This window comes from Clostridium drakei (assembly GCF_000633595.2).
Lineage (GTDB): Bacteria > Bacillota > Clostridia > Clostridiales > Clostridiaceae > Clostridium_AM > Clostridium_AM drakei.
Genome location: NZ_JIBU02000012.1, coordinates 1,561 through 18,517 on the forward strand (window position 1 = coordinate 1,561; position 16,957 = coordinate 18,517).

Annotated in this window: 18 protein-coding genes, 1 pseudogene and 1 riboswitch; of the genes and pseudogenes, 16 read left to right on the plus strand and 3 right to left on the minus strand. The window is 28.5% G+C overall.

Going from position 1 to position 16,957, the window contains the following annotated elements; genetic code table 11:
* Nucleotides 1-362 precede the first annotated feature (362 nt).
* From EG57_RS0205715 to EG57_RS0205730, 4 genes are all read left to right on the plus strand, one after another.
* On the plus strand, nt 363-800 hold the full coding sequence (locus EG57_RS0205715; protein WP_032076315.1) for a MarR family winged helix-turn-helix transcriptional regulator: 438 nt from the start codon (nt 363-365) through the stop codon (nt 798-800).
* Nucleotides 801-935: 135 nt separating this feature from the next.
* Entirely contained in the window at nt 936-1,247 is a 312-nt protein-coding gene (locus EG57_RS0205720) for a 2Fe-2S iron-sulfur cluster-binding protein (RefSeq protein ID WP_032076316.1), read from the plus strand.
* Nucleotides 1,248-1,341: 94 nt separating this feature from the next.
* Nucleotides 1,342-1,803 carry an L-2-amino-thiazoline-4-carboxylic acid hydrolase gene (locus EG57_RS0205725; RefSeq protein ID WP_032076317.1) on the plus strand — a complete coding sequence of 154 codons (462 nt, stop codon included), beginning with the start codon at nt 1,342-1,344 and terminating at the stop codon, nt 1,801-1,803.
* Nucleotides 1,804-1,822: 19 nt separating this feature from the next.
* Nucleotides 1,823-3,631, plus strand: a complete 1,809-nt coding sequence (locus EG57_RS0205730; RefSeq protein ID WP_032076318.1) for an FAD-dependent oxidoreductase — start codon at nt 1,823-1,825, stop codon at nt 3,629-3,631.
* A gap of 96 nt (nt 3,632-3,727) precedes the next feature.
* Here EG57_RS0205730 and EG57_RS0205735 read toward each other — a convergent pair whose 3' ends face one another.
* Nucleotides 3,728-4,012: a putative quinol monooxygenase gene (locus tag EG57_RS0205735; protein ID WP_029161952.1), complete on the minus strand. Its 285-nt coding sequence runs from the start codon at nt 4,010-4,012 to the stop codon at nt 3,728-3,730.
* Nucleotides 4,013-4,124: 112 nt separating this feature from the next.
* Nucleotides 4,125-4,784 (minus strand): transcriptional regulator YeiL, encoded by a 660-nt coding sequence (yeiL, locus tag EG57_RS0205740; RefSeq protein WP_032076319.1) that lies wholly within the window; start codon nt 4,782-4,784, stop codon nt 4,125-4,127.
* Between the two features lie 106 nt (nt 4,785-4,890).
* Between yeiL and EG57_RS0205745 the strand changes: the two genes are divergently transcribed.
* The gene (locus EG57_RS0205745) at nt 4,891-5,520 is read left to right on the plus strand and encodes a class I SAM-dependent methyltransferase (RefSeq protein ID WP_032076320.1); all 630 of its coding nucleotides are present in this window, start codon (nt 4,891-4,893) and stop codon (nt 5,518-5,520) included.
* A 13-nt stretch (nt 5,521-5,533) separates the two neighbouring features.
* Here the strand turns inward: EG57_RS0205745 and EG57_RS0205750 are convergent, their stop codons facing one another.
* Entirely contained in the window at nt 5,534-5,947 is a 414-nt protein-coding gene (locus tag EG57_RS0205750; RefSeq protein WP_029161956.1) for an Lrp/AsnC family transcriptional regulator, read from the minus strand.
* Nucleotides 5,948-6,053: 106 nt separating this feature from the next.
* On the opposite strand from EG57_RS0205750, the gene EG57_RS0205755 reads away from it, so the two are divergent.
* The 11 genes and pseudogenes from EG57_RS0205755 to EG57_RS0205805 all read left to right on the plus strand — a co-directional run bounded on the left by EG57_RS0205755 (nt 6,054) and on the right by EG57_RS0205805 (nt 16,948).
* Nucleotides 6,054-6,809 (plus strand): MBL fold metallo-hydrolase, encoded by a 756-nt coding sequence (locus tag EG57_RS0205755; protein WP_032076321.1) that lies wholly within the window; start codon nt 6,054-6,056, stop codon nt 6,807-6,809.
* 252 nt (nt 6,810-7,061) lie between these two features.
* The gene (locus tag EG57_RS0205760) at nt 7,062-7,724 is read left to right on the plus strand and encodes a TetR family transcriptional regulator (protein WP_032076322.1); all 663 of its coding nucleotides are present in this window, start codon (nt 7,062-7,064) and stop codon (nt 7,722-7,724) included.
* 19 nt (nt 7,725-7,743) lie between these two features.
* The gene (locus EG57_RS0205765; protein ID WP_032076323.1) at nt 7,744-8,721 is read left to right on the plus strand and encodes an EFR1 family ferrodoxin; all 978 of its coding nucleotides are present in this window, start codon (nt 7,744-7,746) and stop codon (nt 8,719-8,721) included.
* Between the two features lie 42 nt (nt 8,722-8,763).
* The gene (locus EG57_RS0205770) at nt 8,764-9,471 is read left to right on the plus strand and encodes a 4Fe-4S double cluster binding domain-containing protein (RefSeq protein WP_032076324.1); all 708 of its coding nucleotides are present in this window, start codon (nt 8,764-8,766) and stop codon (nt 9,469-9,471) included.
* Nucleotides 9,472-9,916: 445 nt separating this feature from the next.
* Nucleotides 9,917-10,774 (plus strand): annotated as a pseudogene (gene larC, locus EG57_RS25135) (nickel pincer cofactor biosynthesis protein LarC); the annotation flags it as partial.
* 55 nt (nt 10,775-10,829) lie between these two features.
* Complete coding sequence (gene larE, locus EG57_RS0205780) at nt 10,830-11,633, plus strand: ATP-dependent sacrificial sulfur transferase LarE (RefSeq protein ID WP_032076561.1); 804 nt, start codon at nt 10,830-10,832, stop codon at nt 11,631-11,633.
* A gap of 207 nt (nt 11,634-11,840) precedes the next feature.
* Nucleotides 11,841-12,779: a DMT family transporter gene (locus tag EG57_RS0205785; protein WP_032076325.1), complete on the plus strand. Its 939-nt coding sequence runs from the start codon at nt 11,841-11,843 to the stop codon at nt 12,777-12,779.
* A 227-nt stretch (nt 12,780-13,006) separates the two neighbouring features.
* Nucleotides 13,007-13,525 (plus strand): putative ABC transporter permease, encoded by a 519-nt coding sequence (locus EG57_RS0205790; RefSeq protein WP_032076326.1) that lies wholly within the window; start codon nt 13,007-13,009, stop codon nt 13,523-13,525.
* A gap of 50 nt (nt 13,526-13,575) precedes the next feature.
* A riboswitch (purine riboswitch) is annotated at nt 13,576-13,676 on the plus strand.
* 194 nt (nt 13,677-13,870) lie between these two features.
* Nucleotides 13,871-14,443, plus strand: coding sequence for a xanthine phosphoribosyltransferase (locus tag EG57_RS0205795; protein ID WP_032076327.1), 573 nt, complete (start codon nt 13,871-13,873; stop codon nt 14,441-14,443).
* 379 nt (nt 14,444-14,822) lie between these two features.
* On the plus strand, nt 14,823-15,620 hold the full coding sequence (gene dapB, locus EG57_RS0205800; protein WP_032076328.1) for a 4-hydroxy-tetrahydrodipicolinate reductase: 798 nt from the start codon (nt 14,823-14,825) through the stop codon (nt 15,618-15,620).
* A 347-nt stretch (nt 15,621-15,967) separates the two neighbouring features.
* Nucleotides 15,968-16,948, plus strand: a complete 981-nt coding sequence (locus EG57_RS0205805) for an asparaginase (protein ID WP_032076329.1) — start codon at nt 15,968-15,970, stop codon at nt 16,946-16,948.
* The last annotated feature ends 9 nt before the right edge of the window (nt 16,949-16,957 follow it).

Sequence of the window (16,957 nt, forward strand, 5' to 3'; positions counted from 1 at the left end):
TATATCACTACATAAAAGTTAAAATTCAAACTAGTAACTTCAAGTGTACACATATAATTATATTATTATAGGTAATTTTAGTAAGACATAATCATATTTATAACACTTAAAATTAAGGCGTAGCCCGCCGTTTGTCTAATATGTTTAGTTTAAAAAGTATTTGATTTCTATTTTAAAAAAATGCCTTAAAATGACTTATTATTTTTTGCAGGCTGTGCCATAAGACATTATTAAAATAGCTGAAATATATATAAACTAGATAATAATTATCATGAAATGGAATAATTTCCTTGACAAATTTTATGAATTGCTTTAATATTATTACGTGATCAAAATATTACGAAATAAGGAAAAAATACACCATGATAAATGATGAAGATGTTAAAATTGTTGATGCTGCTATACATGAACTTATATATAAAATGATGAGCAGCAATTTTATGAACGAGTACTCAGATAAAACTAAAGGAATATCAATGGTTGATTTTAGGGTTTTAAGAGTAGTAACAGAAAATCCAGGAAAACAGATAAAAGACTTATTAAATATATTAAAAATACCTAATAGTACATTGACAAGTGTTATAAATCGTCTTGAAAAGCGCGGGATTTTGAAAAGAGTTATAAGTCCAGAAGATAGACGTTCTTTTAATCTTGAAATTACTGATTTAGGGAAAGATATTCAGGATGAACATATGAAATTTGACTATGCTGTTGCTAGAAAATATTTAGAAGCAACAGAAAGTGAAGAAGAAAAAAATTTTCTTATTAAGTTTCTTAAAAAACTAGCAGGTTCTATATAAATAAGAATAGAAGATTTGGTATGAATTCAAATATTTAATTTTAATATATTTGAATTTGTCCAAATTTTTTTAATAAAATATTACGAAGTTCGTAAATTACTATGTTCAAAAATTATTACAATCGGAGGTTTTGAAATGAGAGTAAAAGTATATCGATTTGAATCAACATTAGAAAACAGTGAGCATTATGATTATTTTGATGTTCCAGTAGTCTTTAAAGAAAAATGGACTGTAATGAATGTTCTTGATTATATACAGGAACATTGTGACAGCAGTCTTAGTTATTACAAACACAGTACTTGCGGCCATGGAATTTGTGGAAGATGCACACTTATGATTAATGGTAAGCCTGCTCTTGCATGTACACACATAGTAGAGGATAGTAAAGAAATTGTTCTTGAACCTTTAAAAGGAAAAAAATTAATAAAAGATTTAGTTACTAAATAGCTATTAATTCTTCTTTTTTAACTATTGAATTTTAGCAATATGCTCATATTAAGCGAAAGTTGAGTTAACTAAAAATAAAGTGGAGGGAAATAAAATGAGTAATTTAAAAAGTAGTGAAAATCCTGAAGTGAGATATGCAAAGCTTATGGCTGAACTATATTATTTTATGGCACATGAAATGGTTGAAAGAATGGGGAAAGATAGTGGAGGTGAAGCAATTTCATCTGCAATAAATAAATTTGGTGAAGCAAGGGTAAAGGCTATGAAGGCTGAAGCAAATGAAAGAGGATTGGATGAAGATGATATAACAACATATGCTGCTGTAAGGGATATGCCTTCAACAGGTTGGAAGTATTCAAATAATAACCATTTAGAAATTACTTATTGTCCTATGGGGGATATATGGTCACAGTATGGAAAAGCTGGTATGGAGGTAGGGCATTTATATTGTGCTATAGACAATATTTTATTTGAAAGTTTTGGTATGAAGTTAGAAAGACCTTATTGTATTGCAAAGGGTGATAAAGTTTGCAAGTTTAATTTAGAAAAGTTATAAGAGTAAGGAGATAATTAAGATGAAAATAGATAAGATAATTAATACGGATATATTAGTTGTTGGTGGCTCTGGAGCAGGATCAATGGCAGCTGTAACAGCTGCTGAAAAAGGAGCAAAAGTACTTCTTGCAGTAAAAGGAAAGCTTGGAAAAAGTGGTAATGCTATTATGGCAGGAGCAGGATTTTCTATGGATGGAGAAACTGCATATTACAAATATGGAGTCAGGGAAGCAGATCCTAAAAGTACAAAAGAAGACTTATTTAAACAAATTGTGAAACAGTCTTTTTACCTAAGTGATCAAAACATGGTTGAGCAGTTTGTTAATGATTGTGGTGAATGCTGCTGGAAACTCAAACAGTGGATTGAAAAAGCAGGACATAAGGTTGTATTCTTTGGAGAAGAAGGATATATAACATCAGGAAAAGCTGTCGCAGATGGATGCCGATATGGAGTTTTTGAGGTAGGTAGCATTGATGTTATACAAGATTTTATAGTTGCAGATGTTTTAATGGAAGAGGGAAGAGCTGTAGGCGCAATTGGAATAGATATATATTCAGGAGAGATTATTGAAATTAGATCAAAGTCAGTTATTTTGGCAACTGGAGGATATCAACCCTATTCCTTTAAGTGTACTGTTTCTGATATGACTGGTGATGGCATGGCTATGGCATATCGTGCAGGAGCAAAGCTTGCAGATATGGAATTTTTATTATATATACCAGCAGTTGCCCTATCACCATCAGTATATAAAGGTTCAATTTATCCTTTCTTACATTCCAGTATGCTTATGCCAATTGTTAAAAATGGTAAAGGAGAATCAATTTTAGATAATATACCTGAAACTTTACTTAAAACGGCTAAGGAAAGTGAAATGGGAAAACTTATATTTACGTATTATTATGGAGATCAAATTGCAAGAGGAAAAGGAACTCCAAATGGAGGAGTATATTTTGATTATTCTAATATACCTTTTGATATTTATGAAAAAGCATTAAAAAAATCTGAGTCATTAATGAGTATGTGGTATAGAAAAGGATTTTATCAAGGAAACAATCTGAATACTTTTGTTGAAAATATTAGAACTGGTATTCCATGGGAAGTAGGTATTGGCTGTGAATACAGCATGGGTGGCATTGAAGTAGATGAAAACATGTATACTGGAGTACCAGGACTTTATGCAGCTGGTGAAACTACAAGTGGTGTGTTTGGAGCTATGAGGGTTGCAGATGGACTCATTGAAATGCTGGTACAGGGGTATAGATCAGCATTGTCTGCTTGTGAATATATACAAAATGTAAATAATTCAATTATGAAAAATACAAATATTGATAGTATAATTAAAGACATACTTTTACCTCTTGAAAGAAAAGAAGGAATAAGCCCTATAAAAATACACAAAAATATAGAAAAAACAGCTGATGTTGGCTTTAATTTTAGAAGAAATGAAGAAGGACTTACAAAAGCTTTAGATGAAGTTTTGCAAATGCAAGAGTATGCTATTGAGGAAATAAGTACTAAAAGTAAAAATAGGGTTTATAACTATGAGTGGATAGAAGCAATACAGGTTAGAAACCTTTCAACTTGTGTAGAAGCAGGTGTAAGAGCTGCTCTTATGAGAAAAGAAAGTAGGGGTACCCACATACGTGATGATTATGAATTTGTAGATAATGATAACTGGCTTTTAAGAATTATGAGTTCAAAAGGTGAAGATGGAAAAATGAAAATGTCTACTAGAAAGCCTAAGGTTACAACAATGGAGCTTATAAAAGGTAAAAATAAGAATATTCCTGATTATATGCTTTCAATTTTAAATAAAAAAATTGATTAATAGAACAAAAAATTACCACAAAATAGGAATTGATTTTCTTCTTTGTGGTAATTTAAATTAATTATGTATTAAAGTTATTATTTGAAACATGAATTATTATACTTCTGTATATTTATTTAGCTCACTTTTACCTATACGAAGATCGCCAAATTGAGGAACTATTCTTTTAAAGTGTTCAGTATTATTATGATTTTTAATTGCTTCTTCATCTCTCCAGTCTTCTACGAAGGTAAGTATTAAAGGATTATTTATATCTTCAAATAGATGATAAGCTATGCAGCCATCTTCTTTTCTAGTTTTTTCTATTAATTCTTTTGTTATTTTTAAGAACTCATCTCTTTTTCCGTCCTTTAATGTGTTTTTAGATATTATTCTTATCATAATTTGTCACCATCTCTTTCAATAAAATTTAATTTAATGATACTATATATTTTGTTAATTTTAAACTTAATTTTAAAATTAACAATCAATGCACAAATGAGAAGAATATAAATTAGTTTTTTGATATTTTATTAAGTAATTTCATATTTACTATTTTATATCCATTTGTTGTTTTCTTGAGTATGTCTGATTTGCAAAAATCAGCAATAACATATAATAAATGACGATAACTTACTCCTAAATATTCACACACTTCAGAATGTTTTTCAACATATAATCCATTATTATTTGTTAGTAGAATGAAAGAAGCTAATCTGTTTTTTAGAGGATATGCTTGATTTTGCGTATAATTTGTTGTATTTTCAATAGCTTTTTTACTAAGAAAATAACAAAGATACTTTAAGAAAACTTTATCATCTAAAAGTAATTTGCTGCACTTTGATATATCAAAGCAAAAGCAAATACATTTGCATAAAGCTTGCACTCCATTGGTGCATTGTTGAGCTTTGATTAATTCCATTTCACCAATAAAACAGGGTGCTTTTAAAAAATTTATAAGAGATACTTTACCATTTCTATGAGTTAGATAAAGTTTAGCATTTCCTTTTACCATATAAAATAAATAAGAGGGTAAACAACCTTCTTTGCAAATGAAATCTCCATCATCAAATTCTACTAAGCTTAAAAAAGGAAGTATATTTAAAGAAAAATACTGTTGTATAGGATATTTTTTAAGATATGATACTAACAAGTTTTTATTATAATATTTCATTTGTTTATACCTCCATAAAAAACAGTATGATATTTCTCATATTATTGTATCGAAATTGATGGTATACTTCAATTAATTTTCTAGAAGAATTAGGAGGAATAATGAAATGAAACAAGAATTATATTGGAATAATGTTGCGTATAAAAAAGAATTTACAACACCATTTCATTTTGAAGCTTTTGAAAAAGTAGTCGGAAAGGATGCCTTCATTTTAGATGTTGGTTGTGGTTATGGTAGAACATTACAACAATTATATAAGCATGGATATGGTAATTTAGTAGGTATTGATTTTTCTGAAAAAATGATTGAACGTGGAAAAAATCAATATCCATATTTAGATTTAAGGGTTAAAAATAGAAAAGAAATTGAATTTGAGAATAACAGTTGTGATGCTGTTATATTATTTGCAGTTTTAACTTGTATTATTGATGATAAAGAACAATTGGATTTGATAAAAGAAATAAAGAGAGTTTTAAAGCCAAATGGGGTTATTTATATAAATGATTTTTTACTTAATTCAGATGAACGTAATTTGAAAAGATATAAAGAATTTGAAAACAAGTACCGAAAATATGGAGTATTTGAATTGTCAGAAGGAGCTGTTGTTAGGCATCATAATATTAAATGGATTAAAGAATTATGTGATTTTTTTGAGTATATAGCTTTAGAACAAGTTACATATACAACTATGAATGGAAATAGATCTAATGGATTTTATTTTTTAGGACGAAAATAGTAATTTTGAAAAGTTATTTTATTCTATCAATAGATATATTAAGACGATAATTTCCAAAGTCTAAAATTTTATTTAACAAGCACATAAGATTTTCTTCATTAGTTACATTTGCCTTTAGTAAATAACAGCCATCTCCACTAATTCTGTGACATTCAACTATTACTTTATTACTTTTAACAAATTGTATAAAAGCAGGATGGTTAGAGGTTTTCATAAAAACAGTTATATATGCAGTTAGACTTTTACCAGGCTTGGAGTTATTTGAAATTATAGTATACTTTTCAATAACTCCACTTTGTTCCATTTTCTTAATTCTATTTGCTACTGCTTGGCCTGTTAAATGAACTAATTCTCCAATTTCACGCCATTGAAGCCTAGAGTTTTCCTTTAATAAGTTTAAAATTTTTATATCTGTTTGATCAAGCATAATTATAAACTTCCTTTCATGGTGTAACTGAAAACATACAACTACTTTCTCCGAGTAAAAGCAATATGACATATAATTAATATATCATATAAAAGGAGGAAAAACTATGAAAATTCAGCTTATACGTCATGCAACCATAAAGTTAACTATAAATAATAAGGTGATTTTAGTTGACCCGGTGCTTAGTAAAAAAGGAACAATGGATTGTATTCCTAATGTTTCAAATAAAAATAAAAACCCTTTGATAGAATTACCAATTAGTATTAATGATATTGTAGAGATTGATGCAGTTCTTTTAACTCATATGCATAATGATCATTTTGATGAAACTGCAGCAAGGTTAATATCTAAAGACATACCTATATTTTGTCAAGCCGAAGATGAGATGAAGGTGAAAGAAAAAGGATTTCGATGTGTTAATGCAATTAAAAAAGTATGTTCTTGGAATAATATAACTTTTAACAGAGTAGGTGGACAACATGGTAAAGGTGAAACTGCAAAAGAAATGGGAACAGTTTCAGGATATGTTATTAAGAATAAAAATGAACCTTCTTTATATATAACAGGTGATTCAGTATGGTGTTCAGAGGTAGAACAAGCATTGGAAGCTTATGTACCTGAAATAATTATTAGTTTTGCAGGGGCTGCACAGCTGACAGAGGGAGGTATTCCTATTACTATGGACAAAGAAGATATATTTAATATTTGTAATAAGGCACCAAATTCCAAAGTAATTGTTGTTCATATGGAAGCTTGGAATCACTGCATGCTTACGAGAAAAAAACTAAGAAACTTTTTAAAGGATAAATTACTTTTAACACAGGTGAACATTCCAGAAAATGGAGATTGTATAGAGTATTAATTTGTTGTGAAAAGTTTTAAATTAAATGTACAGGTAGTAAATTTAAAAATTATTTACAGCCTGTATATAATTTTATGTAGAAAGATATTATTATATTTTTGGGAGGTAACTAAATTGTTTTGACATAGAACTTATTTTTTCTGTGAATGCAATTCCTTCTTTTGCCGTGTCAACCTGTAATTGTTTTTTATTATAAATTGTGATATAATTTTTTTAAGATGACTGGTCAAAATAAATAATAGGAGGAATTGCATGCCTAAAGTTGGAATGGAGCCTATAAGAAAAAGTCAAATAATTAATTCAACATTAGAGTGTATTTGTATGGTAGGAATAGAAAAGATGTCATTAGACATGGTGGCAAAAGAGGCTGATTGCTCAAAGGGTGTTATCAGCTACTATTTTAAAAGCAAGGACAATCTTATTCTTGAAGCTTTTAAATCATTTTTAAGTTACTATAATACAAAGATAAATAGTGAGGTTAGAGAGAATATGAAACCTTTTGAGATTCTTCAAATAGTTCAAAAGAATGCTCTGCCGGAGTACTACAATATTGATAAGGAAGCTGAACTTAAAATAAATGTGTCTGAAATTCGTGGAGTAGAAGCAATGAATATACCTCCAGCTAAAAAAGCTAAATTGTTTGTAAGCTTCTTTTCAAGAGCAATGCTAGATACAAATTTACAATCAGTTTTGCAAGAGGTATATAAAGATGATTATAAGGGTATTTTATCAATTATTTCTTATGGAAATGAGATTGGTATTTTTAAAGAAACAGATGCAAGCAAATCTGCTTATGCAGTAATGGCATTGTACATAGGAATAAGTATGCTTAGGGTAGTTGGTTTTAAACCAGAGGAAATTAATGATGATATTGATGTATTTTGGAGTGTTGTAAATAGTATGTTTGGTAAATAATAAAGGAGGATTATTATTTATGTGTAAATATCTTATTCATTATTTTTCAGGAACAGGAAATACTTATCATATGGTTAAGACAATAGAAAGCCAATTAATAAGTATGGGCCTTGAAGTGGATTTATTAAATATTGAAAGAGATAAGATTAGAAAATTAAGTGATTATGAATTTCACATATTTTGTTTTCCTGTTTATGGTTTTGGAACCCCTTCAATTATGTTAAAATATATTTTAAAGCTTAAGGTTTCCAGTGAATGTAAGACGGCTATTTTGTGCACATCTGCTGGAGCTGAAGGACAATCCTTAAGTCATGTGAAATATATATTAGATAAAAGAGGATTTAGAGTATTTCTTACTGATATGGTTATTTATACTTATAATTTTACTCAAATTTTAAGTCCTCAAACTAAAGAAACAGAAGAAAAGGTGTTTAAAGCTGCAGAGATTAGAATAATGGAAATAACAAAAAGAATAATTGATAATGAAGAAAGTTTTAAGAAACTAAACACTATAGAATTAGCAGTGAGCTGGGCTGTTTTTATTATGTTTATTAATTTAGGAAGAAGGATTTTGGGAAAAACATTTATAGCAGATGACACATGTATTGGCTGTGGAAGATGCGAAAAAGTTTGTCCAGCAAAAGTAATAAGTATGTATAATGGAAAACCTAAGTGGAGCAGCAATTGTGAAAGCTGTCAAAGATGCATAAACACATGTCCACAAAAATCAATTCAATTGTCTGTAATAAAGTTAAGTATGTTTCTAATTCTAGAATTGGTACCAATCTTGATAATAATGGATATAAATAAATATATGTATCATTTATCTATATTAGTAAACATAATTTTATACTTTGGAATGTTTGTAGTAGGTACTTTTATAGCAAATCTACTAATTTCTATAATGGAAAGGTCACGTATATTTAAAAAAATACTTAATATTAATTATACTAAAGGTTATAGAAGAAATACAGCAAAAGGGTTTAATATTAAGTAATATTTTAGTATAAATAATTTAAAAATATAAGGGGATGTTTTTATGGTTGAAGAAAATATAAAAAAAATATTAAACAATTTTATGATTGACTATTATGGAGTTGCAGATATAAGTGAATATGAAAGTGAAATTGTTAAATATGGTGGAGAGTTTGTAGCTGGTTATCCAAGAGCTATTTCAATGGGAATTGTGTTTCCCTCTACTATTGTTGATCACTTAAATGAGTCTAATAATATTGTAAAAATAGAATATAATCATTGTTATGAAGTTATAAATAACAGGTTGGATAATGTAGCTTCAATAATAAGCTCATATATAAATAAGGAAGGATACAGAGCACTTCCAATATCTGCAGCAGAAAGAGTAAATAGTGATTATATAAACGCAGCATTTTCACATAAGCTTGCAGCAAGGTTAGCTGGACATGGATGGATAGGCAAAAATTGCCTGTTAATAACGCCTGATCATGGACCAAGGGTAAGATGGATAACTGTATTGACGGATGCACCTTTAAATGCTTCAGGAGAAAAAATGGAACAAAGATGTGGAAGCTGTATGGCTTGTGTAGAAATATGTCCCACTAAGTCACTGTGTGGTATAAATTACAAAGAAGGCGAAGAACGAGAAGAGAGATTTGATGTAAAAAAATGTGATAGATATTTTAATGAAATGAAAAATAATGAAGAAGTTCCTGTATGTGGTATGTGCTTGTATGTATGTCCCTATGGCAGAAAAAAGATTCATTCATAAAATGTTAAAAAAATATACATAAACAATCAACAAAAATTACACAAAGATGTAACAATTGAGATATATAATAATTATTATACTAGATGGACAAAACATAATAAAATTTAATATAATAAGTCCCCCTTATTATAAATAAATTTTGTTTAAGTAAGCACTGGTGAATAACACTGGTGCTCATTTAATTTTAGCGTAAAAATTAATCAGTCACCATTTCTACTTTCTTAGTACAAGTATCATATTAATACTAAATTATTCAACATTATTTTTGTTATAATCAGGTAATTATTTTAGAAAAATGATATAATCGCAGATAAAGATGTGAAAATATTGTGAAAAATGAAGAATTTCTAAAAAAGTATAGTATTATATATATTAAATATCATTAAATAGAGGATAAGATATTATTTATAATACAAGAATACAAAAGTTATGAGGAGTGATTAGCATGAAAATATTATATTATGATTGTTTTTGTGGAATAAGCGGCGATATGAATTTAGCAGCATTATTAGATTTAGGTGTTTCTAAAGAATATTTGATAGAGGAACTTTTAAAGCTTAATTTAGATTCAGAGTATGAAATAAAAATTAAGAAGGATGTAAAACTAGGAATAACGGGAACTAGGGTAGATGTCATAATGAATTCACAATCAATTAATAAAGTAGAAGATTTACATGAACATAATGATGATCATCATGTTCATAATCATATTCATCAAAGTAGTGAACACCATGCACATGAACATTGTAATCATGTGAATATTAGTGCTAATACTCACGACCATCATCACAGAAACTTAAAAGATATAGAGGACATAATAAATTCAAGTGATTTAAAAGATAATGTTAAGAAATTAAGCTTACATATGTTTATGAAGGTAGCAGAAGCAGAGGCTAAGGTTCATGGAAAAACTTTATACGAAGTGCATTTTCATGAAGTAGGAGCTATTGATTCTATTATAGATATAGTAGGAGCAGCTATTTGTTTAGATTATTTACAAGTTGATAAAATTATTGCATCTCCAGTTCAATTAGGAGGCGGTTTTGTTAAATGTGCTCATGGTATTATACCAATACCAGCACCAGCAACTGTTGAAATACTAAAAGATATACCAATTAATATTGGAAGAGTTCCATTTGAAACAACTACACCTACAGGAGCAGCTATACTGGCAGCTAATGTTGAAGAGTTTACTGAAAAAATAGGTTTTTCAATAAAAAAAGTAGCATACGGAATTGGTCATAGAGATTTAGAAATTCCAAATGTTTTAAGAGTTTATTTGGGAGAAAAGGAGAGCTTTCAAAAATAGATATGTTAGCTTCCTTTATAAAAATGAAATGAAAGGTGAGAAAGCATACATGATAAATAATGATAAGTATAAAGAACTAATAAAATATCTTAAAGGGCTAGGAAAAGTAGTTTTAGCATTTTCAGGTGGGGTGGATAGCACATTTTTGCTTAAAGTATCTAAAGAAGCATTAGGTGACAATGTAAAAGCAGTGACAATTTTATCTCCATATATTCCAAAATGGGAAATAGAAGAAGCAAAGGAACTGGTTAAAGAATTAGGTGTTAAGCATGAGATTATAGAAGCTCCAATCATTGATTCTATTAGATATAATCCAGAAGATAGATGCTATCTTTGTAAAACAGCAGTATTTAGTATGATATTAAATGCAGCTAAAGAACAAGGATATGATTATGTAATTGATGGAACAAATTTTGATGATATAAGTGATTATAGACCAGGTCTTAGAGCATTAAAGGAATTAGAAGTAAAAAGTCCACTTTTAGAATGTAAATTGACCAAAGCAGAAATAAGAGCTTTTTCTAAAGAATTAAAGCTTAACACTTGGGATAAGCCTCCATATGCATGTCTTTTAACAAGAATACCTTATGGTAATGAATTAAAAGAAGAAGATTTTGTAAAAATTGAAAATGCAGAAAAGTATATGATGAGCATAGGATTTAGAGCTATTAGAGTGAGATGTCACGGAGATTTAGCAAGAATTGAAGTAAGTAGAAATGATAGAAGTAAATTATTTGATGAAGAACTTTTAGATACTATTGCAAATAAAATAAAAGAATTTGGATTTAAATATGTAACATTGGATTTGCAAGGTTATAGAGTAGGAAGCTTTAATGAAACTATTGGAAAATAAACTTGTAGTAAAATAGTAAATTTCAAAAATGGGCAATTAAATGTAATTTAGTTGTCCATTCTTTTGTTGTTTTAAGGGTTAACTATTGTATATTAGGCAGGTAGGTTATTAAAGTTAGTTGATTTAAAAAAGAGGTGTACTATTTAGTAAATGTGTATTATACTTATATTTATACATAAAATTGCATAAATAAGGGGGCTAACTTTAGTGAAAACACAAAAAATTAAATCAAATTTATTACTTTTACTTACAGCTTGCATATGGGGGTTTGCATTTGTTGCTCAAAGAGTTGGAGGAAAATATATAGGAGCTTTTACTTTTAATGGTATAAGATTTGCACTTGGAAGTATATCTTTAATTCCACTTATTCTTTTTTATAATAATCAGGGTGAGAAACATGAACATGCTAAGGAGTTTAAAAATGCATTTTTACCAGGAATTGCTGCAGGAATTTTTATATTTTTAGGATCATCATTTCAACAAATTGGAATAATGCATACTACAGCAGGAAAAGCTGCTTTTATAACTGGTTTATATATTGTGGTTGTACCTATTTTTGGTATATTTTTAAAACAATATATTAGTATTAATACCTGGATTGGTGCTTTAATTGCTGTTGTGGGATTATATTTTTTATGTATAACAGATGAATTTTCAATAGCGTATGGTGATTTTCTAGAGCTTATATGTGCTTTTTTCTTTGCAGTTCAGATACTTTTGATAGATAATTTTGCTAAAAAAGTTGATAACTTAAAATTAGCATTCCTTCAATTTGCTACATGTTCAATACTTAGTTTAATATGTGCTTTATTTGTAGAAAAAATAGCTATAAGTTCAATTATTATGGCCATTGTACCTATTTTATATGGAGGTATTCTTTCATCTGGGGTTGCATATACGCTTCAAATTGTAGCTCAAAAAAATGCTGAACCATCCGAGGCGGCTATTATAATGAGTATGGAATCAGTATTTGGAAGTATAGGTGGTTTTCTAATTTTAAATGAAAACCTTGGAACCAGAGGAATCTTGGGATGTGTGCTTATGTTTACAGGTATGCTTTTAGCGCAAGTTCATATTGGGAAAATTAGCAATTTTATTTCTAATTTTACAAACAAAAAGTTTAAAAATAAAAATAGTATGTCATAAGTTCATATGAAAATATCCTATAGAGTGGGTTTTCTATTTACATACTCTATAGGATATTTTTGTTTATTTTAGAATATATTCGATAAAATTAATAAATTTCATAAATATCTATTGTAATTTTAATAATTTGGAAGTTATATATCTAACTTTATAACTAATACTAAAATATAAAGAATGCTTTATAAGTTTAAGTAAAAACTTTAATATTCATAGGAGGACAAAATAACATGACACATAATAAGTCTAGTCATTATTGGAAAAATAAATTAATTCATTTTATTTTTTTTGGAAGCATTTATCTAAATGTAGAAATAATAACAAGAGCTTTTGATGGGTCATTAGTAGGTTATAATGGAATATCAAAATGGAGTTTGTGTGGATGGACTTCCTTGTGGATGTCTTTAGTAGGAGGGTTTTGTGCAGTAATTGTAGGTTCTTTAAATGATAAACCTAGATATTATAATTTAAAAATGTGGCAGCAGGTAATTATTGGAGGTTCATTGATAACTGCAGTTGAACTTCTTACAGGAATATTTTTTAATTTATATTTACATTTAAATCTATGGGATTATTCATCAAATAAGTTTAATTTTCTGGGACAACTGTGTTTACATAATTGTATAGCATGGTATCTATTAAGTGTAGTAATCATATGGCTTGATGATGCGTTGTCACATTATTACTATGATGATGAAAAGCCAGGTAGTTTATTTAGCTATTTTGTAAGATTATTCAAGTTACAATAAATAATTAAGGTACTTTTCCATTTGATTTATGGACAAAATGTGATATAATGTGATGTATCATGCAAGAAACTCGTATATATTCGGAAATATGGTCCGAAGGTTTCTACCTGCTACCGTTAATTAGCAGACTACGAGGTATTGATTTTAGTTTTTAGGTATAATTATATCTATTTATCTGAAATAAAACACCTCAATGCAAATTGAGGTGTTTTTTGTAATGCTGAAAATTATAGTTTGCTAGGTTATATGTATGATAAATATTTTTTAAAGTACAGACAAAAACGTATGGGAAAATTAATCTCTAAGTCTGCAAGGTTAAACAAAAATGTATGAGGTGATAATATAGTGGAAATATTGTGCAAAAGAATTTTAGAAGAAGGACGTGCGTTGTCCTCAACTGTGTTAAAGGTAGATTCTTTTTTGAATCATCAAGTAGATCCAAAGTTAATGTATGAAATAGGAACTGATTTTAAAAACTATTTTAAAGACCGAGGCATTACTAAAATATTTACTATTGAAAGTTCAGGAATAGCTCCAACAGTTATGACAGCAATGCAAATGGATTTACCAATGATAATATTAAAGAAACAAAGAGGAAAAAATTTAGATGGAGATGTTTATCAAACTACTGTGCATTCTTTTACTAAAGGCAGCGATTATGAATTAACATTATCTAAAAAATATATTACAAAGGAAGATAATATATTAATTATTGATGACTTTCTAGCCAATGGAGAAGCAGCACTTGGAGCAGCTCATTTAATTGAGGAAGCAGGAGCAAAAGTTGAAGGAATAGGAATTGTAATTGAAAAATCTTTTCAACCTGGACATGATATGATAATGAGTAAAGGATATGATTTGTTTTCATTAGCTCGTATTTCTAAGTTAGAGGAAGGTTTAATTGAATTTGTAAGATAATTAATAATTAATATAGGATTGAAAACATAAATTATTAAAAAGTGGACATAGGTAGAAATGCCTATGTTTATTTTTGTAAAAAAATAATGTTATACAATAAGTAAGAAAAAAGTAAATATTCTAAAAAAACATACTATTTATGTAGAATTATATTTAATTGTATGTTAAATTAGTATTATATTACAGTAGTTTATATATTAAATAAAAATACAAACTTATTTTGGAATAATTATCAAATGTTTGCGGAAAGGCGGTGAAAACTGGTTTAGGCATATAATTAGAAAATGTAATATTGGGATAACTAAATATTATTATATGCTTTAGTTAGTAAAATTTTATTTTATATAAAGTGTTGTTAACTTGTTAACCAGATAAATGTATGAATATAATTGTAACAGGACCAAAGGGTAAAATGGGAAAACTTATTATAAAAATAGCTAATGAAATGAATGAGCTTAATATTGTAGGAGCGTTAGCACCAAAAGGAAGAGATTATATTGGAAAGGATGTCGGGGTTGTTTCTGCCATAGGGATTGAAGTAGGAGCAGTTGTGGTAGATAATCTTGAAAGTATCATAAATAAAACTGATGTGATAATTGATTATACTACACCAGAATGTTCTATGAGTATAATGGAAAAAGCACTTGAATATAAAAAAGCAGTGGTTTGCGGTACTACTGGATTTTCTAAAGAACAATATAATAGAATTGTAGAAATTTCAAAGAGCATTCCCGTGGTTTTTGCAGCCAATACATCTATGGTTGTAAATCTTATGTATAAGCTTTTAAAAATTTCAACAGAAACTATAGGTAACATGTCTGATATAGAAATAGTAGAAATGCACGATAGGTATAAAAAAGATGCTCCTAGTGGAACTTCTAAAGAAATGGGAGAAATTATAGCAGAAGCACTAGGTAAAAATTTAAGTGATATAGCTGTATTTGGAAGAGAAGGAGAAGGTGCTAGAAAAGAAGGCACGATAGGTTATCATTCTTTAAGAGCAGGAGATATATCCAGTAGTCATACAGTCATGTTTGGACTAATGGGAGAAAGATTGGAAATTACTCATCATGCGCATAATTGGGAGTGCTTCGCCAATGGTGCCTGTAAGGCTGCGTTATTTTTAAAAGAAAAGGCACCAGGGTTTTATACAGTTAAAGATGTATTAGGGTTATAGTGATTTTTATGAAGTTCAAAAATAATGGGATTAGTATTTAATATAAAATACTAATCCCTATTTTTATAAATACATAAAATGAATTGAGAAATATCTAAGTTTACAAATATGAGTTTAAGAAGGTTTTATTTACATAAAATTTCCTTATTTGCAAACAATATTATAGAAGTATATTTGGCATTACTTAATAAATAAAATTTTGTAAAATAAATAATTAAATAAGGTGTATATTGCTTATAACCTTATTTTAAATATGTACGATACAAAATCAATGTGATAAAATAAAGTTAAATTAAATGATGAATTCATTATTTCATAGCAAATACATTATAAAAAGGAGCAGTTCAATGAAAAAGGTAATTATAATATTTACTGGTGGAACAATATCCATGAAAAAAGATGAAAGTAATGCAGCAGTGCCATCTATGAGTGGTGGAGATATACTTGATTTAACTCCAGGTATAGAAAAAATTGCAAAAATAGATTTTTTAGATTTTGGCATGGTTCCAGGGCCTCACATGACTCCAGAAAAAATGCTAGAGTTATCTAAAATAATAAGAAAAAAAGTTGAAATTGAAGGTTATGATGGAGTAGTAATTACTCATGGTACAGATTCATTAGAGGAAACTGCATATCTTGTAGATTTGACTTATAATGGCTCAAAGCCTGTAGTATTTGTTGGTTCAATGAAAAATAGTTCTGAATTTGGATGGGATGGTCCTTCTAATTTAATGGATGCAGTAAATACTGTGATATCTGAAGATGCAGTTAATAAGGATGTAATGGTAGTTATGAATAAAGAAATACATTCTGCTTCTCAAGTAACTAAAACTAGCACATACTCATTAGATACTTTTAAAAGTATGGATTTTGGACCTATTGGAATTGTTGATAACAATAAGGCTAATTTTTATTACAGCTATAATAAAAAACAGTATATTCCTGCGGATAAAGTTGATGGAAATGTAGCACTTATAAAATGTGGTTGTGGTATGGATGATAGTATTTTAAGATTTTGTGTGGATTCTGGAAGTCATGGAATAGTAATAGAAGGTATGGGAAGAGGAAATATTCCTCCTAAAATGGTACCAGGTGTAGAATATGCTTTAAGCAAGAAAATACCTGTGGTTCTAGTTTCAAGATGTCTTAAGGGAAAAGTTTCAGCGGATTATGGATATGAAGGTGCAGGAAGAGAACTTACTGAGATAGGAGTAATACTTGGAGACAATTTACCTGGTCAGAAGGCTAGAATTAAGCTTATAACAGCATTAGGGGTTACAAGAGATTTAAATAAAATAAAAGAAATATTTGAGAAGAAGTTTTACTAAAAACATTTT